The organism is Paraburkholderia sp., assembly GCF_028283785.1.
Lineage (GTDB): Bacteria > Pseudomonadota > Gammaproteobacteria > Burkholderiales > Burkholderiaceae > Paraburkholderia.
Window position 1 is genome coordinate 197,290 of record NZ_JAPWKB010000008.1, and the last position, 20,216, is coordinate 217,505.

A 20,216-nucleotide genomic window follows, 5' to 3' on the forward strand; every position below is an offset into this window, starting at 1 on the left:
GTGCAGTCGTACGACAGGAGTCATGCGCATGAAGTCGAGATTCGTCCGACTCGCGGAAACCGGGCGTCGAGCCGTGTCGTTCCGGCTCGACGGCGAAGTGATCGCGGGTCTCGAGGGCGACACGCTGCTGGTCGCGATGCTGTGTCACACCGATCACGTTCGCCAGTCGGAGTTCGGTCCTGAAACGCGCGCCGGATTCTGCATGATGGGTGCGTGCCAGGACTGCTGGGTCTGGACCGCCGACGGTCAGCGCGTGCGCGCGTGCACGACCGTTGTTAGCGAAGCACTGGATATCGTCACGCGTCAACCGGAGGTGTCATGGCCGAACCTCGCGTAATCGTTGTCGGTGCTGGACCTGCGGGCGTGCGATGCGCCGAAACGCTGGTGGCGGCCGGCATTCGTCCGCTGATCGTCGATGAAGGGCGACGCGATGGCGGCCAGATTTATCGCCGTCAGCCGGAGCAGTTCGGGCGGCCGTACAGCAAGCTGTACGGCACCGAAGCGGCGCGCGCGAAGGGTTTGCACGACAGCTTCGAATCGCTTCGCCCGCAGGCCGACTATCTGCCGGAAACGCTCGCCTGGAATGTCTCGGGCGGCAAGCTCCACACCGCGCGCGACGGTGTGGCGTCGCATCACGCGTACGACGCGTTGATCCTCTGCCCCGGTGCAACCGATCGTCTGATGCCCGTCAAAGGCTGGCAGTTTGCCGGCACTTATAGCCTCGGCGCAGCGCAGATCTCGTTGAAATCGCAAGCCTGTGCGATCGGCAGCGAGGTGGTTTTCATGGGTTCGGGACCGTTGCTTTACCTGGTCGCGAGCCAGTATCTGGCGGCGGGCGCGAAGGTCGCGGCGGTGCTCGACACGTCGCCGTTCGGCAAGCGGCTTCGTGCATTGCCGAAGCTGCTCGCGCGGCCGGACGTATTGCGCAAGGGCGCGGCATTGGTGAAGTCGCTAAAGAAAGGTGGCGTCAAGATCGTCAGCGGCATCGAGCCGCTGGAAATTCACGGCGACGATCTGCGCGGTGTCGAAGGCGTCAGTTATCGCGATTCGAGCGGCGCGGTCGGGCGCATCGGATGCGATGCGGTCGCGCTCGGTTATCACTTGCGTCCGGAGACGCAGCTTGCCGATCTGGCGGGTTGCGCATTCGCATTCGATGCGCCGACGCACCAATGGTTGCCGCAACTCGACGCGATGGGTCGTAGCTCCGTGAAGAACGTCTATCTGGCCGGCGACGGCGTGCGCGTGCTCGGCGCGGACGGCGCGGAAGCGGCTGGTGCATTGGCCGCGTTGGCGGTGTTGCAGGACCTGGGCCGCAGCGTCGATGCGTCGCGCGTCGCAGCGTTGAGCCGTGAGCGGACGAAGATGGACCGCTTTCGTGCAGGTCTTGCCGAGGCGTTCCCGTGGCCCGCGCAACAGGCCGCGCGTCTGTCCGACGACACCATCGTGTGCCGTTGCGAGGGCATCAGCGCGGGTGAGCTGCGTCGCGTCACCAACGACGAGGGCGCGTGCGAGGCCAATCGCGCGAAAGCGTTCAGCCGTGTCGGCATGGGGCGTTGTCAGGGCCGGTACTGCGGCCATGCGGCGGCGGAAGTGATTGCAGCGGCGGCTCACGTACCGCTCGAACAGGTGGGCCGTTTGCGAGGTCAGGCACCCGTCAAACCGTTCGCGATGTCGACGGTGACGGCCACGGCGGCGCAAAACAAAGGTCGCGGAAACCGAAGCCGCGACGACGCAGGAGGACGTATGAACCGGAGAGATGCGGATGTCGTGATCGTCGGTGGCGGCTATATGGGCGCAGCAGCCGCGTTTTTCCTGCGGCAGCGCGGCCGCTCGGTAGTGGTGCTGGAGCGCGGTCTGGTCGGACAGCAGGCGAGCGGCACGAACTTTGGCAACGTGCGTCGTCAAGGGCGCTTACTGGCGCAATTGCCGCTGGCCAACCGTTCGCGCGAAATCTGGGGCAAGTTGCCTGAACTGATCGGCCATAGCGCCGAGTTTTTGATGTCGGGACATATTCGCGTGTGTTACCGGCAGGAACAGGACGACGCGTTCGAAATCTACGCGCGTGAAGCGGCGCACTATGGGCTGAAGCTCGATCTGTATCGCGGTGCCGCGATGCACGCGAAGTTTCCGTTTCTCGGCAAGGACGTGTTGTCCGCGTCGCATTCGACGATGGATGGCCATGCGAATCCGCGTCTCGCGGCGCCGGCGTTTGGACGCGCTGCGGTTCGCGCGGGCGCGCGCATCGAAGAAAACACCGAGATCGCGAGCGTCGAAAAAGACGGCGATCTGTTTCGCGCAACCAGCACCGATGGCCGCGTATTCTGCGCGCCGAATCTGTTGATCACGGCCGGTGCGTGGGGCAGCCAGTTGAGTGCGCAATTCGGCGAAGCGGTGCCGATCGCAATTCACGGTCCGCAGATGGCGGTGACTGAACCGGTGCCGTATGCAATCCGGCCGGTCGTCGGCGTGTCGTCGCCGTTGCTCGAAGAGATCGTGTATTTCCGTCAGGTGGAGCGCGGCAATATCGTGATCGGAGGATGCGCGCGCGGCCCGGCGTATCTCGACGCGCGACGCGCGAAAGTGCTGCCGGAGAGCACGTTATTGCAGTTCACGCAGCTTGCGCGTGTGGCGCCTGCCGTCGCGAAGCTGAACATCATTCGCGTATGGAGCGGCGTCGAAGGCTATATGCCTGACGATCGTCCGGTCATGGGCCGTAGCGGCAAGGTCGATGGACTGTATTACGCGTTCGGCTTTTGCGGTCACGGCTTTCAGTTAGGACCGGGTGTCGGCGACGTGATGGCCGAACTGATCGATACGGGCGCGACCAGTACGCCGATCGAACCCTTCGCGATCCAGCGTTTTGCGACGTCGAGCGTCGCGACGCCGCTGGCCGCGTAGCCGCACGGAACGCCACGCATGACACTCAGACTCGACGATCTTGATCCGGACGCAGCGATGCGTGGGACGCCGGACGCGCCACGCACGTTATCGCGCGCAATCGAACTAACGGTCGCGTTTATCGAAACCTACTTTGCGCAACCGGTGAGTCTCGCGACGCTGGCTGCAACCGCCGGCTTGAGCGTGTCGCGCTTCGCCACGCTGTTCCGGCTCGAAACGGGAATTCCACCGCATAAATACGTGTGCCTCGTGCGCATCCGTCATGCGCAGCGACTGCTGCGTCACGGGATGCCGCCGTCGGTGGTGGCGACGGAGGTCGGCTTCTTCGATCAAAGTCATCTCGGGCGTCACTTCAGACGGACCGTCGGTGTGACGCCCGGCGATTACCTGATGCGACCGGGCTCGTACTAGCGCGCTTTCATCGATGCGGTGGCACGGACATGCCGGGCCGGTCACGCGCGCGGCAGGTGAGCGGCTTCGTCTTGCTATCGGGGAAGGTCAAACGCAGTCGGCATCGAGCTGGACTGCTTCTCCCGACCACGCATCGAAGCGTCGCCTCGGCACTTTCACGCGGACCACGGCACTGTCCGACGACGCGCTCAGTCCGGCGATGTCATACGTGCCGAGCCGCCGTGTCTGTTCCGTCGACAGCGCCGCTCTGACCTCACTGCCGGACGGCGACGCCCATCGTTCTGTCTCGAGGATATCGACGCGGGTGTCGCCGCGTCGTAACACCATGGTCGTCTGATCGAGGTGGGATGGCACCCTCACCGGCAATACGTCGAGCACGAACGGCGCGTGCGTGCCGGCGGGGTCGCGCTGCTGAGTCGGTGCGACCAGCGTGTGGTAGTGAACCGGTAGGGCGCGTTTGCCGGCCGTTATTTGCGAGAGGTCGAGCGTGCGCTGGCCGCGTATCTGGCTGCGGTCGAAGCGGCGGTGGCGTCGCGGTGATGCTGCGAGTGGGCGCAATTTTTGGCGAAACCGTGGCGAACGGTTGACGATCGCCACGGGCTCATGCGGTGTCTCAGGCACGATGGCATTCATCCATGCGTGCCATTTAATTCGGTCTCCGATGCGCAAACGTTTGCCTTGATACGGCAACCGGCGAGCACGCTTTTCATACCGTCAAGCGACGACCTCGACGGTTGCATCCTGACAACATTCGACACCCGCGTTCCACGCCATTGACGCGAACCCGACACGTTCCGCAACGCAGCGGGCAGCCCACGCGCGATCAATAAAACACCGTGCCGAACGCGAGGCTACGCACGCCGCGCATCGATCAGCAAACGCGTTGCGCCGGGCGTAATAAAGCGTTCCACATCGGACGCGCGCCGCGAAACCGGTTCACCAAACCTACCGTCACACGCATCCGTTTTCTAAGCGTGACTAAACACATCCCGATCCTTGCGAACGTGCGCTTGCGCGCATTTCAAAAACAAAATCCTGTCGGAATCCGCCGCCGTTCGTCGGAACCTGACATTTCAATGGCTCGCTCTCTGGCGAATCGCAAGGATGCGTCCGGAAAAATGTAGGCGCTTTGTGTTGTCGATCGGAAAGAACGACATGGATTGTTTGCCGGCGCAGTGCAATCTGGCGAATCAGGACAGGATTCTGGCCAATACCGACCAACCGGCGGACGACTGGATTGGATGCGACATCGGCACGAAGAAGCCCCTCCGTCGACGCAACGCGACGAGCGGCACCGCCCGCGTGCAACGTCGGCAGGTGGCTGATTGTTAAAGGCTTTCCGCCGCCATTGACGGTCTATGTAAATGCGATAACCAAACATTACATAGTCTGGCAACTATCATTTTAAAACATTACAAATCGGGTGGTGCGTGAGGCATCTATAATATCCGGTATTTAAAAACAGATTCGGAAGCATGAACTGCCGAATGATCTGGAAATATTCGGTAAATAAAAACAGACCGCATTATTAATTGGAAAACAAAAATAGCGGTAAAGATCGCGATTCAGATTATATTATTCTGGATGAATATATAAAAACAAGATTATATGATTCGACAATAGATTGCAAAAAATAATCGACAAGTAAACAATCGATTACCCAACCAAACCTTAACAAAAATTCCAACCGGCCCGAAAAGCCCAGCACACGGGCGTTTTGACCGGATGCCAGAAAAATGTGCGTGAATAAATCTACGGGTAACTCCTGATTCCAGATGCATGAATAACCACCCGGCGCGGAACTCGCAAAAAATCGAACGCACGTGCCGCGGCAGTACCGAACTCATTGTTCGGCAGAGCGGGACGATTTCCGTTTCACTCGACTCAAGCTCAAAAAACTTAAGGTTTTTCACAAAAAAATAATCTCTTCCTTTTCGAAGATTTCGCATTAGAATTGCGTCGCCTGCTCAAACAACAGGCAGAAGCGTTAGTAACAAGTTGTAAGTTTGGCTTAGCACATTCAAAAAGTAGTCGCAATACACAGGACCAGAGCAGTACCGCAGCACGCGCATTACGCAGCACAGAAAACGGCCCGGAAGGGCGCAGCCGTACCCGGGAATCGGGCGGAACACCCATCGGGGTGTCCGACGGTTCCGGAACGATCAGGTTGTCGTAAGCCGATGCGCAACGGGGGTTGTCGTCGGTTTACTGGCGGTGTCCCGCGTATACCCGACCAGCCGCGAGGCGTTGTCCGGGGCCCTTGCGCGTGGCACGGTCTGCAGGACGTGACCGCTCCTGCGCAGCGTTAAAAAACCAATCCCCAATGCACTTGGCCGCATCCGTGTTCACACGGGCGCGCGCTGGCGGCTGTCTTGTTCAAATGTAATTTGGGATCTCTTCATCTCGGGGAAGTTCATGTCGAATAGTTTGCAGAAATGGGTCGGCCGTAATCGTCCGCCTCGCGTTCAGATCACGTACGACGTCGAGCTCGGCGGCGCGATCGAAAAGCGTGAATTGCCGATGGTCGTCGGTCTGATGGCCGACCTGTCGGGTCAACCGGCTCAACCGTTGCCTAAGCTCAAGGAGCGTCGTTTCGTCGATATCGACCGTGACAACTTCGACGAAATCATGGGCAAGATCCAGCCGCGTCTGGACCTGTCGGTGCCGGATACGCTGAAAGGCGAAGGCAACCTGAAAGTCGAACTGAAGTTCGACCAGTTTTCCGATTTCCATCCGGAAAGCCTCGTGGGTCAGATCCCGCGTCTCGCGAAGCTGCTCGAAGCACGTCAGCAACTGCGCGACCTGCTCTCGAAGCTCGACGGCAACGACGAGCTGGATTCGATGCTCGAGAAGATCGTCCAGAGTTCGGAAGAGCTGAAGAAGCTGCAAAGTCAGGCGCACGCCGGCGACGCAGCGGCCCCGGCTGCGCACGCAGCGCCCGCGACGGAAGACACGCCGTCCGAGTGACGGCCCCATTTCAGCGTCGCTGATGCGACCTATCCTCAGGATTGATCCAGATGGAAACGAATACCTCCGCTGAAACGCTGGCCGCCGGCGCGACCACGCAAGCAAGCGAACTGAGCCTGCTCGATCGCATCGTGCAGGAAGGCAACATGGCCGTCGAGCCGTCGCAAGGCAGCTACGCGAAGAAACTGCTGGGCCAGCTCGCCTCGCAGATTCTCGACGAAGGCATGCGCACGAGCCCGGACAAGAGCGTCGTGGCGATGATCAACGAGCGCGTCGCCGAAATCGACCGCCTGCTGACCGACCAGCTGAACGCGGTTATGCACGACGCGCAGTTCCAGGCGCTCGAAGCATCGTGGCGCGGTCTGCACGACATGGTGTACGGCACCGAGACCGGTACCAACCTGAAGCTGCGTCTGCTCAACGTCACGAAGAAGGAACTGCATAAGGACCTCGAGACGGCTGTCGATCACGACATGAGCACGCTGTTCAAGAAGATCTACGAAGAAGAATTCGGTACGTTCGGTGGTCATCCGTTCTCGCTGCTGATCGGCGATTACGCGTTCGGCCGTCATCCGCAGGACATCGCGCTGCTCGAACGCGTGTCGCGCGTGGCCGCTGCCGCGCATGCGCCGTTCGTCGCCGCTGCCGCACCGAGCCTGTTCGACCTGAAGTCGTACACGGAACTGGGCGTTGCACGCGATCTGTCGAAGACCTTCGAAAGCGCTGAACTCGCCGCATGGCGCAGCTTCCGCGAATCCGAAGATTCGCGCTACGTGTCGCTCGTGCTGCCGAACTACGCGGCGCGTCTGCCGTACGGTGCGAAGACCAACCCGGTCGAATCGTTCAGCTTCGAGGAAGACGTCGACGGCGCCGACCACAGCAAGTATCTGTGGGCGAACTCCGCGTATCAGCTCGGCCTGCGTATCACCGACGCGTTCGCGAAGTACAGCTGGGCGACCGCGATTCGCGGCGTCGAAGGCGGCGGCAAGGTCGACGGTATCGCGGCGCACGCGTACAAGACCGACGAAGGCGATATCACGCTGAAGTGCCCGACCGAAGTGACGATCACCGATCGTCGCGAAAAGGAACTGAGCGACCTCGGTTTCATCGCGCTGGTGAACGCGAAGGGTTCGAACTACGCGACGTTCTTCGGCGGCCAGACGGTCAACAAGCCGAAGGTCTACAACAAGGACGAAGCCAACGCGAACGCGCAACTGTCCGCGCGTCTGCCGTTCGTGCTCGCCGCGTCGCGTTTCGCGCATTACATCAAGGTGATCATGCGCGACAAGGTGGGTAGCTTCCAGACCCGCGCGGATGTCGAGAACTACCTGAACAACTGGATCGCGGGCTACGTGCTGATCAATGCTTCGGCATCGCACGAGCAGAAGGCGCGTTATCCGTTGGGCCAGGCGCGCGTGGACGTGACGGAAGTGCCGGGCAAGCCGGGCGCATACCGCGCGACCTGCTTCCTGAAGCCGCACTTCCAGATGGAAGAACTGACCGCTTCGATCCGCCTCGTCGCGGATCTGCCGGGCGCGGCTGCCTGAGTTCAGGCGCACGCGGCAACGCGTGCGCGCCAGTTGCGCGACGCCGGCTTCGCAGCCGCGTCGCGCCGCGATCAACCTTTATCTGATTCGAGCAAGTCATGGATACCATCATCCTTCAATTCAAGGAAATCAAGGGCAACTCGCTGATCGACGGCTACAAGGAGGGCATCCAGCTGATGTCGTTCTCGCATGGCGTCGTGTTGCCGATGAGCTTCGATACGGCGAACACCGAGCGCACCATGGGTCGTCCGTCGTTTTCGGAATTCAACCTGTCCAAGCTGACCGACCAGTCGACGCCCGCGCTGTACGCCGCGTGCGCGGCCGGCACGAAGCTGGGCGACGCGACGATCTCGATCGGCCGTAACGAAGGCGGCAAGTTCATGCTGCAAATGAAGTACGTGATGAGCAACGCGATGATCGCGTCGATCAGCACGAGCGGCGGCGGCTCCGACATGATGGACTCGCTGTCGATCAACTTCTCGGCACTGACCTCGCAATACACGCAACAGAACCCGGATTCGACGCTGGCCGGTACGGCACCGTTCGGCTGGGATCTGTCGACGAACAAGGCCGCCACGCCGGCCGCCTGACCGTTCGTTCTGTATTGCATCGGCTGTATCCGTAGTATCGCCCGCCATGTGGCGGGCGATTTTCACCGGTTCCGTTTCCTGTCAATTTGACGTATGTCGGTCATCGCCAACGGTTATCCGCTTCCCCTGTTCGAGCGCCTCGTCGAAGATGCAGACGCGTGGCTGCAAGGCGTCGACGCGCTCCGGCAATCGGTCGCGCGCGAACTGTCGCGCCTGCTGAATGCCCGCTCGCGGCTGACGATGGATGCGTTCGCGCGTAGCGAAGGCACCGTGATCGACTATGGCCTGCCCGATTTCTCCGATCTGTCGTTGCGTTCCGCACCGGATCGCGAGGCAATCGTCGCAGCCGTCGGCCGCGCGATTACGCTGTTCGAACCGCGGCTCACCGACGTCAAGGTGACCTTCACGTTTCCTCCCGGCAGCGAACAGCGCGCCGTGCTGGCGATCAACGGCACGATGCGCGTGAACCGTTCGGTCGAACATGTCTTTTTCGAGCTGCGTCCCCGTAACGACGGTACGGCCGACGCGCGCTGGGCGGATGCCGACTGACATGGCCGCCGAAGACATCCTCCATTACTACAAGCGCGAACTCTCGTACCTGCGCAAGCAGGGCGCGGATTTCGCCGAACGCTATCCGACGGTCGCGTCGCGTCTCGCGCTGCACGGCACCGAATCGCTCGATCCGCACACCGAACGGCTGATCGAAGCCACCGCGTTTCTGGCGGCGCGCGTGCATCGCGATCTCGATCAGGCCGCGCCGCAGATTGCCAGCGCGTTGCTCGAAAACGTCTGCCCTTCGCTGGTTCAGACCATTCCGTCGATGACGATCGCGCAGTTCGACCTCGATCCGACGCGCGGCAAGGTCACGGCGGGGTATCGCGTGCCGCGTCATACGGGCGTGACCGCGCTGACCGAAGCCGGCGAGTCGTGCCGTTTCCGCACCGCGTGGGACACCGTGTTGTGGCCGGTGCGCGTGAGCCGCGCCGTCTTCGGCGACGATGCGACGCTGCGCCTGACGCTCGAATGCGAAACCGGCGTCGATTTCTCCGAACTCGAACTCACGCAGTTGCGGTTCCACCTGGCGGGTGACTGGACTGTCACGATGCCGCTCTACGAACTGCTGGTGGCTGGCGTGGCGGGCGTCTCGGTGCGTCCGCAGCAGGGCGCGCTGAAATTCCTGCCGGGCAACCCGTGGCGCGAAGTCGGTTTCGCGCCCGAAGACAGCGTGTTGCCGCAACCCGCGCATGCGCATCCGGCGTACAGCCTGATGCAGGAATATTTCGCATTCCCGCGCAAGTTTCATTTCTTCGATCTGCATGTGCCCGCCGGTGCATTCGGCACGGGCCGCAGCGCGGAGATCGTGTTTCATCTCGACCGTGCGCCGCGCGGACTCGGCATGCTCGGCGCGGCGCATTTCCGGCTCGGCTGCACGCCGATCGTCAACCTGTTCGCACAAACCAGCGAACCGTTGCTGATCGACCAGCGGCACTACGAATATCGCCTTGTCGCCGATCAGAAGCGCGAGGCCATCACCGAAATCCATTCGATCGTCTCCGTGATCGCGTCGGACCCGGCGCAGGATCGCGCGGTGAGCCTGCCCAGTTTCACCGCCGCCGATCGTGCCGACGTGCCGCGCGACAGCATGTTCTGGTCGGTGCGCCGCGAGCAGAGCGTGCGCAGCCAGGCGCCGGGCGTCGATATGTATCTGGGTTTCGTCGATGCCGGCAATGTCGCCGGGCAGCCGCAGGCGCCGGTCGTCTACGCGAACGTGCTGTGCACCAACCGGCGGCTCGCCGAACAGGTGCCGGTCGGCGCGCGGATGCTGGTCGAACGCGTGTCGCAGAACACGCGCGTGCGCTGTCTGTACGAACCCAGCGCGCAGCGCAATCCGCCGCTCGACAGCGCGACGTTGTGGCGCCTCGTATCGCTGCTGACGCGCAACTATCACTCGCTGGTCGGCGGTGCGACGGGCCGCCGCGAGCTGCAGGAAATGCTGCGGCTGTTCGCGTCGGACGGCCCGCGCGGAGAGGAACAGATTCGCGGTATCCGGCGTATCGACGCGCGCAGCGTGACCGCGCACGTCGGTCGCGAGGCATGGCGCGGCTATTGCCAGGGCACCGAGGTCGGCATCGAATTCGACGCCGATATGTTCGTCGGCGGATCGCCGCTGATGATGGGCGCCGTGCTCGCGCGCTTCTTTGCGATGTACACGTCGGTCAATTCATTCGTGCGGCTGAAGGTCTGCCGTGGAGACGAAACATGGAAGCAATGGGAGCCGATGACCGGTTGCCAGCAAACGCTTTGATCGCCCGTCTTCTCGCACAGCCGCAGGGCTTCGATCTGTTCCAGGCGATCCATCTGCTCGAACGCGCGCAGCCGGGTTCGAGCCCGCTCGGCCGTGGCGACGGCACGGGCGAAGCGGTGCGTCTGAAGGGGCACGTCGCGCTCGCGTTCGATCCGAGCGATGTGCGCAGCATCGACGCGCCGGCATCCGCTGGCGATTCGCCGCAACACCCGGCCTACACGCTGAGCACCGCGGTGATGACGCTCGCGGGCGCGAACGGTCCGTTGCCGATGGCCTTCACGGAAATGGTGCTGGGCCGCCGCGCCGCGCGCGAGACGGCGATGGCGGATCTGCTCGACATCTTCAATCACCGGTTTCTGTCGTTCCTGTACCGCAGCCGTCAAAAGCATGCGCCGGGTTTGCAGGGCGGCGCACCGGACGACGCCGCGCTGATCGCGTGTCTCGATGCGCTCGGCAATCTCGGTGTGACCGGCGACGATCGCGCCACCGCGCCGCGTGGTCCACGCGGCGAACGCTTGTGGCTGCGTCACGCCGGCCTGCTCGGCGGCGCGCCGCGTTCGATGAGCGGTCTGCTCGCATTGCTGACCGATCGGCTCGGCGTCGAAGTGCGCGGCGCGCAGTTCGTCGGCGGCTGGCGCACCGTCGATGCCGCCGACACGCTACGGCTGACACGGGCCGGCACGCGCGCGCCGCGACTCGGCGGTGTCGCCGTGTTGGGACGCCGCGTCTGGGATCAGGCGGCCGGTCTGCGGCTCGAATTTTTCGGTCTGTCGGACACGCTGTTCGATGCGCTGCTGCCGGGCGGCGACGCACATGTGCTCGCGGCGTGGCTGGTGCGCTGCTATCTGCAACAGGACCACGTCGTCACCTTCGTGCTGCATCGCAGCCGACCGGTGTCGGCATGCGCGCTCGGCGGTGCGGGTGCGGCGCGGCTCGGCTGGACCTCGTGGATCGGCGGCCGGGGCAACCCGCAATCCGCGCACGACGCACCCGTTGCACCCGTCGCGCGCTCGATGCGGCCCGCTCGCCCCGTCAGCGTCACGATGCGCGCACCGCGCGACGACGCCGCTGAATCCGCGCCGGGAACGGTCGCGACACAACCTAGCCAGGCAGAAGGTCACTGAGACATATGGACATCGATATCCGCACGCTGCTGGGCCGTCTGAATCCGGTCTGCAAATACGCGATGGAGCAGGCCGCGCAACTGTGCGTGCGCAATACGCATTACAACGTCGACGTCGAGCATTTGCTGCTGCAACTGCTCGAATCCGACGCGCCCGATCTGAAAGCGATCTTCAGCCGCTTCGACGTATCGTCGGCGGAACTGGGCGCGCAACTGCAAAAAGCGGTCGATCACTTCAAGCGCGGCAATGGCCGCACGCCTGCGTTGTCGCCGAATTTTTCGACGCTGTTCCAGGAAGCGTGGCTGCTCAGTTCGATGCTGCTCGGCGAGCAACAGATCCGGTCGGGCACGGTGCTGCTGGCGTTGCTCGAAGTGGGCAGTCTGCGCGCGATGCTGCTCGAATCCGCGCCGGTGCTGCTGAAGATCGCACGCGCGAGCTTGCGCGACGCATTGCCCGAAGTGCTGGCCGGTTCCGCCGAAGACGGCGGCGGTGCGGTGACGCTTCCCGACGCGCACGCCGCGTCCGCAGGCGCGACCGCCCGGCCGACCGCGATGCCGTCGTTCGATGGCAATGCGAACGGTCAGGGCCGACCGTCCGCGCTGGCGCAATACACGGTGGATCTGACCGCGCAGGCGCGCGAAGGCCGCATCGATCCGATCTACGGCCGCGACGCGGAAATCCGTCAACTGGTCGATGTATTGCTGCGTCGTCGTCAGAACAACCCGATCCTGACCGGCGAAGCGGGCGTCGGCAAGACCGCGGTGGTCGAAGGTTTCGCGCAACGCATCGTCGCGGGACAGGTGCCGCCCGCGCTGGCCAACGTATCGGTGCGCTCGCTCGATCTGGCGTTGCTGCAGGCCGGTGCGGGCGTCAAGGGCGAATTCGAAAACCGGCTCAAGTCCGTGATCAGCGAAGTGAAGGCATCGCCGACGCCGGTGATCCTGTTTATCGACGAGGCGCATCAACTGATCGGCGCGGGTGGCAGCGAAGGTCAGGGCGATGCGGCGAACCTGCTGAAGCCGGCGCTCGCACGCGGCGAGTTGCGCACCATCGCGGCGACGACTTGGGCGGAGTACAAAAAGTATGTCGAGCGCGATCCCGCGCTCGCGCGCCGTTTCCAGGTGGTCAAGGTCGAGGAGCCGGTCGAGGCGGTCGCCATTGAAATGCTGCGCGGCATGGTCGCGAAGCTGTCCGCGCATCACGGCGTGGAGATTCTGGACGAAGCGGTGCGCGACGCGGTGAAACTGTCGCAGCGCTACATCTCGGGACGCCAGTTGCCGGACAAGGCGATCAGCGTGCTCGACACGGCATGCGCGCGGGTCGCGATCGGCCAGGCGGGCATGCCCGAAGAGATCGAAGCGCTGGGCCGCGAGATCGACGCGGCGGACAACCAGATGCGCATCCTGCGCCACGAAGCGGCAACCGGCGCGGATCGCGCCGACGCGATCGCGGCGTTGTCGCGCCAGTTGCAGGACCAGCGCGCGCAGTACGCGCGAATGAACGACAAGCTCGGCACCGAGCGTCACGCCGTCGGTGAAATTCTGGCGTGGCGTCGCAAGATCGCGCAGCACGTCGCCGGCACGGAAGCGGCGACGGACGACGACGACAACGCGTCGCTCGCGGCGAATCTCGCGCGGCTCGAAAAAGGCCTCGAAGCGGTACGCAGCGACGAGCCGATGGTGCCCGTGTGCGTCGATTCGGAAATGGTCGCGAAAGTGATCTCGGGCTGGACCGGCATTCCGGTGGGCAACATGCTCGCCGACGAGTTGCACACGGTGCTCTATCTGCACGAAAAGCTCGCCGCGCGGGTGGTCGGACAGGACGAAGCGCTGGACGCGATCGCGCGCCGGGTACGGACGTTCCGCGCCGATCTCGACGATCCGACCAAACCAGTCGGCGTGTTCCTGCTGATCGGCCCGAGCGGCGTCGGCAAGACCGAAACCGCGGCAGCGCTTGCCGACATGCTGTACGGCGGCGAACGCAACATGATCACCGTGAACATGTCGGAGTTTCAGGAAGCGCACAGCGTCTCCGGACTCAAAGGTGCGCCGCCCGGTTACGTGGGTTACGGGCGCGGCGGCGTGCTGACCGAAGCGGTGCGGCGTCGTCCGTATAGCGTGGTGCTGCTCGACGAGATGGAGAAGGCGCACCCGGACGTGCTCGAACTGTTTTTCCAGGTGTTCGACAAGGGCGTGATGGAAGACGGCGAGGGGGTTGCGATCGATTTTCGCAACACGCTGATCCTGCTGACGTCGAATGCCGCGCAGGACGTGATTACGCAGGCCTGCCAGAACGGCCGCCGGCCGTCGCCGGAAGAACTCGTCGCGTTGCTGCGCCCGGCTTTGCTGCGCCAGTTCAGCCCGGCATTCCTCGGACGTCTGACGCTGGTGCCGTACTACCACCTGGGCGACGCGCAGATCACGTCGATCGTCGATCTGAAAATCAAGCGCATCGCCGCGCGTTTCGAGCGCAATCACCATGCGCCGCTGACGTGGGACGACGCGTTTGCGCGCACGATCACCGAGCGCTGCAAGGAAGTGGACAGCGGCGCGCGCAACGTGGATCACATCCTGACGCAATCGGTGTTGCCGGAACTCGCCCGCGAAGTGCTCGAACGGATTTCCGTCAGCGAGAGCTTCGGCGGCGTGCATCTCGGCGTGGACAGCGCGGGCGGCGTGACCTTCCGTTTCGCGCCGCGCGTGGAGCCGTAACGTGACCGTATCGACGACCCCGCTGGGCAGCACCGCGAACCCGACTGTGGCGACCACGCAGACGGGCTGTCTGCTGTCGATCGCGACGCCGTTCGGCGACGATGTGCTGCTGCTCGACGGGTTCGGCGGCAGCGAGGCGATCTCGACGCCATTTCGTTTCGATCTGCGCATGCGCTCGACGCAGACCGCGCTCGCCGCGAGCACGATCGTCGGCAAGAACGCCACGGTGACGCTGACCGGCCCGTCCGGCACGACGCGTTACTTCAACGGCATCGTCACGCGGTTCGCGCAGGTGGGCGCGACCGCGACGGACGGCTATTACTCAGCGGAACTCGCGCCGCGGCTGTGGCTGCTGTCGCTCGGCCGCGACCGCGCGATCTATCAGAACCTCAGCGCGCCGGACATCATCGAGCAGGTGTTGTCGAGCTTCAACGTCGTGTTCGATGCGAAGATCGGCGGGACTTACGCGGTGCGCGAATACTGCGTGCAGTTCGACGAAAGCGCGTTGCAGTTCATCACGCGTCTGATGGAAGAAGAAGGGATCTTCTACTTCTTCACGTTCGCGAACGGCGCGCACACGATGGTGCTCGCCGACAGCGCCACCGCGCATGCTGCGGGCGACGTCGCAACCTTGCGCTTTTCCGGCGATTCGCTGATGCACGCGGCCAGCGAGCGCGTGAGCCGCTTCGAAATGTCCACCGGCCTCGTTGCCGCCGAGTTCATCTCCGGCGATTACGACTACCAGAGCGCGAACACGTTGAGCGCGTCCTCGACGGCGGCCGCGAACGGCGCAACCGGTATCCGCTACGAATTCCCCGGACGTTATGCGAACGCGTCGGACGGCGCGCGCGCGGCGACGGTGCAACTCGCCGCGCAGCAGGTCGATCAGCAGACCGGTCACGCCGCCAGCGCCTGTTTCGCGTTGTGCGCCGGGACCAAGGTCACGCTCGCCGGACACGGCAACAGCGCGTTCAACGTCGCTTACGTGGTGCGTCGCGTCGAGCATCGCGCGTCGAACGACCAGTACGACAACGACTTCGACGTATTCCCCGCCACCGTCGCATTCCGTCCGCCGCGCACGACGGCGCGCCCGTTGGTGGCCGGCACGCATACGGCGGTCGTGACGGGCTCGTCCGGCGAAGAAATCTGGACCGATTCGCTGGGCCGCATCAAGGTCAAGTTCCATTGGGACCGCACCAGTGCCGCCGACGAAAACGCGTCGTGCTGGGTGCGCGTCGCGCAGGCGTCGGCGGGCGCGGGATGGGGGCATCTGTTCCTGCCGCGCGTCGGTCAGGAAGTGGTGGTCAGCTACATCGACGGCGATCCCGACCGGCCGCTCGTCACCGGCAGCGTCTACAACGGGCAGATGTCGCCGCCCGTGACGTTGCCGGGTTCGCAGACGCAAAGCGTGATGCGCTCGCGCTCGTCGAAAAACGGCTCGGCCGGCAACGAGATCCGCATGGAGGACAAGCTCAACAGCGAGGAGCTGTATTTCCATGCGCAAAAAGACATGAACGTGGAGATCGAAAACGCGCTCACGACGACGGTGATCGCCGGCGACGATTCGCATACCGTGAAGAAAGGCAATCGCACGTTGACGGTTTCGACCGGCAACGAGACGCACACGGTCAAGGGCACCCGCGCGGTGGACGTGACCGGCGACGAAACGCACACCAGTCACGCGGCGTTCAGCCATACCACGACGGGCGATTACACGCTGAAGGTCAGCGGCAATCTGGTGATCGACGTCAGCGGTTCCATCACGCTGAAGGCTGGAACCACGCTCACGGCGCAGTCCGGCACGACGCTGACGAACAAGGCCGGCACCACGCTGACGAATCAGGGCGTCGAGATCCAGAGCAAGGCGTCGGCGACCCAGACCGTGGACGGGGGCGCGATGCTCACGCTCAAGGGCGGCCTCGTCAAACTGAACTGATTACGCCGACATCATGACCCCTGCTCTGTCCAGCCTCGCTTCCAACCCCGCCGCCGTCGCCGACGACAGCGCGCGGGTGGTCGTGATCGACGAACACAACGCGGCCGGCGAACTCGTCGCGCGCACGTCGATGCTGAACGGCGTGCCGCACGGCGACACGTTGCGCTTCGGCGCGGGCGGCGTACGCCTGCTGCATGCGCATTACGTCGCCGGAAAATTGTCGGGTCCGTCGCGGATGTACGACGAACACGGCGTGCCGTTGCAGGAGTCGCATTACGAAGCGGGTGTGCTGCACGGTCCGACCACGACGTATCAGGACGGCCAAATCGCCGCGCGCCGTCATTACGCGCTCGGCGTGCTGAACGGCGAGGCGACGTCTTACGCGCGTTCCGGCCTGATGACGTCGCGGACGTTTTACGCAGCGGGCAAGTTGCAGCGCGAGGCGGTCTATCTGCACGACGGCGCCGTGGTGCGGCGTGCGAATTACCTCGACGGCATGCTCGAAGGCGAAACCCGCGAATTCGCCGCCGATGGCGCGCTGGTGCTGAGCGCGCCGTACCGTCGCGATCTGCTGCACGGCACCGTGCGCCGCTTCGGTGCGGACGGTCAGGTGGTCAGCGAACGGCGCTACGCGAACGGCAAGCCGCTCGGCGCATGGCAAACCCCGGTCACGACGGCGACGAACGCGGCGGACAACGGCCCGCCGAAGATGGTTCGTCAGCTCGAAAAATGGATGAGGGGATAAGCATGGGATTGCAGGTGACAGCCGGCTCGATGCTCCAGTGCACCTTCGGCGTCGCGCCTTCGTCGCTGACGGTGCTGCCGACGCCCGGCGTGATGGCCGGCGCACCCGCCGCGACCGTGATGGACTACGTACCGATGCTCAACGTGATGCCGTTCGGCATGTGCTCGTGCACCGGCAATCCGATGGTGATCGCCGCGACCGCCGCCGCTTTGGGCGCACTGACGCCGATGGCGTGCATCCCGGCAACGGCCGCGCCGTGGGCACCCGGCTCGCCCACTGTGCTGATCGGCAACCTGCCGGCGCTGAACAACGATTCGAAACTGATGTGCATGTGGGGCGGCGTGATTTCGATCACCACGCCCGCGCAATTCACGACCCAGATTCCCTGAGGTAATGCAGATGCAATACGTTTTTACGATGACTTCGCGGATGGTAACGATCGCGATCGGCTGCGCGGTGCTGTTATGCGCGCTGCTGTTTCTGCTCGGCTTCGAGATCGGCGCGCGCTTCGTCGCGCCGCATCAGGCCGACGTGGCAAGCGGCTCGACGTCATCCGCCGCCGCGCTCGCCACCGATACCACCGCAATTGCCCCTGCGCTTCCCGCCGCGTCTGCCGATAACCAGATGAGCGGCGCATCTCTCGCGTCGCCTGCATCGTCGGCGTCCGACTCTTCCAACTACTGATATCGGTCCTCCAGATGTTGTCTCTTTCCACGTCCTCTCTCCTGTTCAAGCGACGCCTCGCGCGCTGGACTGCGGCGCTCGCCGCCACCGTTGCCTTCGCCTGTGGCGCGGCCTTCGTCAGTGCGCCGGCCTGCGCGGCATCGGCCGTGCCTGGCGCGACCGTGGCGCCTGCCGCTGCCGCACCGGCGGCCACGCCCGACGCGGCGACGTCGATCGCGTCGTTCCCGACCACCGCGACCGGCCTCGTCAAGATGCCCGACGGCCGCATGCTGACGCCGGAATTCGCGCGCATCGCGGCGCGCGGCGAACTGGTCGTCGCCGTGCTGGGTGTCGATCAGCCGCCGTTTTTCCAGGAGGTCAACGGAAAGCTGACCGGCATCGATATCGACATCGCGAAGGAACTCGCCGCGAAACTCGGCGTGAAGGTGCGCTTCAATCGCGACGCCCGCAGCTTCGACGGCGTGGTCACGCTGCTCGCCAACGGCGGCGCGGACCTCGCGATCAGCAAGCTGTCGCGCACGCTGTCGCGCGCCGAAGTGGTCAGTTTCAGCGCGCCGTATATCCGCCTGCATCGCGCGTTGCTGCTGAACCGGGTCAAGTTCGCGGAACTCGCGCACGGCCGTCCGGCGCCCGACGTGGTGCGTAACTACGACGGCACGATCGGCGTGGTGCTCAATTCGTCGTACGCGAGCTACGTGGTGAGCAATTTCCCGCACGCGAAAGTGGTCAGCTTCCCGAGCTGGGATGCGCTGCTCAAGGGCCTGTCCGCCGGTGAAGTGACCGCCGCGTATCGCGACGAATTCGAAGTCAAGCACGTGCTGAAAGTCGATCCGACCGCGTCGCTGCGCCTGCGCGTCATTACGCTCGAAGACCTCGACGACACCATCTCGATCGGTGTGAACGTCTGCGCGCCTGCGTTGCTCGCATACGTCAACCAGTTCCTCGCCGAGCGGACCGGCAAGATCGACGTGATGACCCTGCTGCAAGCCTCCAACGACTAACCGGTTCCAGGTAGATCCATGAATTCGAACAAGATTTACGCACTGGCCGTGAACCCGTGGGCGGTGATCGGCAGCCTCGCGATCGGTGGCGCATTCGGCCTGTTGTGGCCGGAACTGTCGCAACGTTTCTCGATCGTCGGCGACATCTACGTGAACCTGCTGAAAATGACCACGCTGCCGTTCATGGTGTCGGCGGTGATTTTCAGTCTGCAACGGCTGTTCCGCGACGGCGGCACGTCGCGTCTGCTGCTGCGCGTGCTGAGCGTGTTCGTCGGCGCGTCGCTGACGGTGGCGGTGATCGGCGCGCTGGTGTTGCTGGTGATGCGCCCCGGCACGAACCTGTCGGCCGCGACGATGCACACCTTCGGGATGATGGTCGGCAACGACGCAACGTCGAACGAAACGGTGATGAACCTGTACGGCACGGATGCGCCGGTCAAGGGCGTGAGCCTGTACGACGTGCTGACCAGCCTCGTGCCGACCAACATCTTCGCCGCGCTCGCCAACGGCGAGGCGCTGAAGGCGCTGGTGTTCGCGCTGCTGTTCGGCCTCGCGGTCGGCCGCGTGCCGGAACGGATTTCGGTGGGCCTGAGCCAGGCGCTCGAAACCATTTATCAGGCGTGCCAGAAGCTGATGCACTGGCTCAGCTATCCGTTGCCGCTGATCCTCTTCTGCATGAGCGCTGCGCAACTGGGCAAATCGGGCGTCGGTCCGCTGCACGCGATGCTGCAATTCGTGATCGCGTTCTTCGTCGTGTCGCTGGTGCTGCTCACGCTCGCCGCGATCGTGATCTGGAAGCGCTCCAGCCACTCGCTCGGCAAGACCCTCGACGCACTGCGCGCGCCGTTTGCGCTCGCGCTCGCCACCCGTAACAGCGCGGCCTGCATGCCGAGCATGATCGAAAGTCTCGTCGACGATCTCGGCTTCGCCCGTGCGCGCGTCGAACTGATGGTGCCGCTGACCGTGTCGCTGCTGCGCGTCGGCCCGATGGTGTACTACGTGTGCGCGACGCTGTTCATCGCGCAACTGTACGGACATACGCTCGGCTTCGTCGAAGTCTGCACGGTGCTGCTCGCGTCGGTGCTGGCGGGCTTTGCTTCGGCGGGTATGACCGGGCTTGTCACGGTGTCGCTGATCGGCATGACCTGCGTGTATCTGAGCCTGCCGTTCGAAGCCGCGTTCATTCTGTTCCTCGCTGTCGATCCTCTGTGCGACATGCTGCGCACGCTGATCCTCGTGATCGGCAATACGGCGGCGGTCACGATCATCTGCCCGCGTCCGCTGAAGATCTGAGGAG

Annotated in this window: 17 protein-coding genes and 1 pseudogene; 17 read left to right on the forward strand and 1 reads right to left on the reverse strand. The window is 63.9% G+C overall.

Features of this window, described 5'->3' with window-relative positions; translation table 11 throughout:
• Nucleotides 1–28: 28 nt before the first annotated feature.
• The 4 genes and pseudogenes from PW947_RS10495 to PW947_RS10510 all read left to right on the forward strand — a co-directional run bounded on the left by PW947_RS10495 (nucleotide 29) and on the right by PW947_RS10510 (nucleotide 3,309).
• Nucleotides 29–337, forward strand: coding sequence for a (2Fe-2S)-binding protein (locus tag PW947_RS10495; RefSeq protein WP_299631440.1), 309 nt, complete (start codon nucleotides 29–31; stop codon nucleotides 335–337).
• Nucleotides 319–1,680 (forward strand): annotated as a pseudogene (locus PW947_RS10500) (FAD/NAD(P)-binding oxidoreductase); the annotation flags it as partial. The gene PW947_RS10495 and the pseudogene PW947_RS10500, both read left to right, overlap by 19 nt.
• A gap of 63 nt (nucleotides 1,681–1,743) precedes the next feature.
• On the forward strand, nucleotides 1,744–2,898 hold the full coding sequence (locus PW947_RS10505; RefSeq protein WP_299631606.1) for an FAD-binding oxidoreductase: 1,155 nt from the start codon (nucleotides 1,744–1,746) through the stop codon (nucleotides 2,896–2,898).
• Between the two features lie 57 nt (nucleotides 2,899–2,955).
• Entirely contained in the window at nucleotides 2,956–3,309 is a 354-nt protein-coding gene (locus tag PW947_RS10510) for an AraC family transcriptional regulator (protein WP_299631607.1), read from the forward strand.
• Between the two features lie 87 nt (nucleotides 3,310–3,396).
• Here PW947_RS10510 and PW947_RS10515 read toward each other — a convergent pair whose 3' ends face one another.
• Complete coding sequence (locus tag PW947_RS10515) at nucleotides 3,397–3,942, reverse strand: ABC-type transport auxiliary lipoprotein family protein (RefSeq protein ID WP_299631442.1); 546 nt, start codon at nucleotides 3,940–3,942, stop codon at nucleotides 3,397–3,399.
• Between the two features lie 1,782 nt (nucleotides 3,943–5,724).
• Between PW947_RS10515 and tssB the strand changes: the two genes are divergently transcribed.
• The 13 genes from tssB to PW947_RS10580 all read left to right on the forward strand — a co-directional run bounded on the left by tssB (nucleotide 5,725) and on the right by PW947_RS10580 (nucleotide 20,212).
• The gene (tssB, locus tag PW947_RS10520; RefSeq protein ID WP_299631443.1) at nucleotides 5,725–6,276 is read left to right on the forward strand and encodes a type VI secretion system contractile sheath small subunit; all 552 of its coding nucleotides are present in this window, start codon (nucleotides 5,725–5,727) and stop codon (nucleotides 6,274–6,276) included.
• 50 nt (nucleotides 6,277–6,326) lie between these two features.
• A complete protein-coding gene (gene tssC, locus PW947_RS10525) occupies nucleotides 6,327–7,823 on the forward strand; it encodes a type VI secretion system contractile sheath large subunit (protein WP_299631445.1) in 1,497 nt (498 codons plus the stop codon).
• Nucleotides 7,824–7,921: 98 nt separating this feature from the next.
• Nucleotides 7,922–8,413, forward strand: coding sequence for a type VI secretion system tube protein Hcp (locus PW947_RS10530; protein WP_299631447.1), 492 nt, complete (start codon nucleotides 7,922–7,924; stop codon nucleotides 8,411–8,413).
• A gap of 93 nt (nucleotides 8,414–8,506) precedes the next feature.
• Nucleotides 8,507–8,962, forward strand: a complete 456-nt coding sequence (tssE, locus tag PW947_RS10535) for a type VI secretion system baseplate subunit TssE (protein ID WP_299631448.1) — start codon at nucleotides 8,507–8,509, stop codon at nucleotides 8,960–8,962.
• A 1-nt stretch (nucleotide 8,963) separates the two neighbouring features.
• Nucleotides 8,964–10,718 carry a type VI secretion system baseplate subunit TssF gene (tssF, locus tag PW947_RS10540; protein WP_299631450.1) on the forward strand — a complete coding sequence of 585 codons (1,755 nt, stop codon included), beginning with the start codon at nucleotides 8,964–8,966 and terminating at the stop codon, nucleotides 10,716–10,718.
• Complete coding sequence (gene tssG / locus PW947_RS10545) at nucleotides 10,715–11,842, forward strand: type VI secretion system baseplate subunit TssG (protein WP_366146107.1); 1,128 nt, start codon at nucleotides 10,715–10,717, stop codon at nucleotides 11,840–11,842. Before tssF ends, tssG begins: the two co-directional genes overlap by 4 nt.
• Before the next feature lie 5 nt (nucleotides 11,843–11,847).
• On the forward strand, nucleotides 11,848–14,553 hold the full coding sequence (gene tssH, locus PW947_RS10550; RefSeq protein ID WP_299631452.1) for a type VI secretion system ATPase TssH: 2,706 nt from the start codon (nucleotides 11,848–11,850) through the stop codon (nucleotides 14,551–14,553).
• A gap of 46 nt (nucleotides 14,554–14,599) precedes the next feature.
• On the forward strand, nucleotides 14,600–16,489 hold the full coding sequence (tssI, locus tag PW947_RS10555) for a type VI secretion system tip protein TssI/VgrG (RefSeq protein ID WP_299631608.1): 1,890 nt from the start codon (nucleotides 14,600–14,602) through the stop codon (nucleotides 16,487–16,489).
• 13 nt (nucleotides 16,490–16,502) lie between these two features.
• Nucleotides 16,503–17,234: a toxin-antitoxin system YwqK family antitoxin gene (locus PW947_RS10560; protein ID WP_299631453.1), complete on the forward strand. Its 732-nt coding sequence runs from the start codon at nucleotides 16,503–16,505 to the stop codon at nucleotides 17,232–17,234.
• Between the two features lie 2 nt (nucleotides 17,235–17,236).
• A complete protein-coding gene (locus tag PW947_RS10565) occupies nucleotides 17,237–17,623 on the forward strand; it encodes a DUF4280 domain-containing protein (protein ID WP_299631455.1) in 387 nt (128 codons plus the stop codon).
• A gap of 10 nt (nucleotides 17,624–17,633) precedes the next feature.
• The gene (locus PW947_RS10570) at nucleotides 17,634–17,918 is read left to right on the forward strand and encodes a hypothetical protein (RefSeq protein ID WP_299631456.1); all 285 of its coding nucleotides are present in this window, start codon (nucleotides 17,634–17,636) and stop codon (nucleotides 17,916–17,918) included.
• Nucleotides 17,919–17,932: 14 nt separating this feature from the next.
• Nucleotides 17,933–18,919: an ABC transporter substrate-binding protein gene (locus PW947_RS10575; protein ID WP_299631457.1), complete on the forward strand. Its 987-nt coding sequence runs from the start codon at nucleotides 17,933–17,935 to the stop codon at nucleotides 18,917–18,919.
• Between the two features lie 18 nt (nucleotides 18,920–18,937).
• Nucleotides 18,938–20,212, forward strand: a complete 1,275-nt coding sequence (locus tag PW947_RS10580; RefSeq protein ID WP_299631458.1) for a cation:dicarboxylase symporter family transporter — start codon at nucleotides 18,938–18,940, stop codon at nucleotides 20,210–20,212.
• Nucleotides 20,213–20,216: the final 4 nt, after the last annotated feature.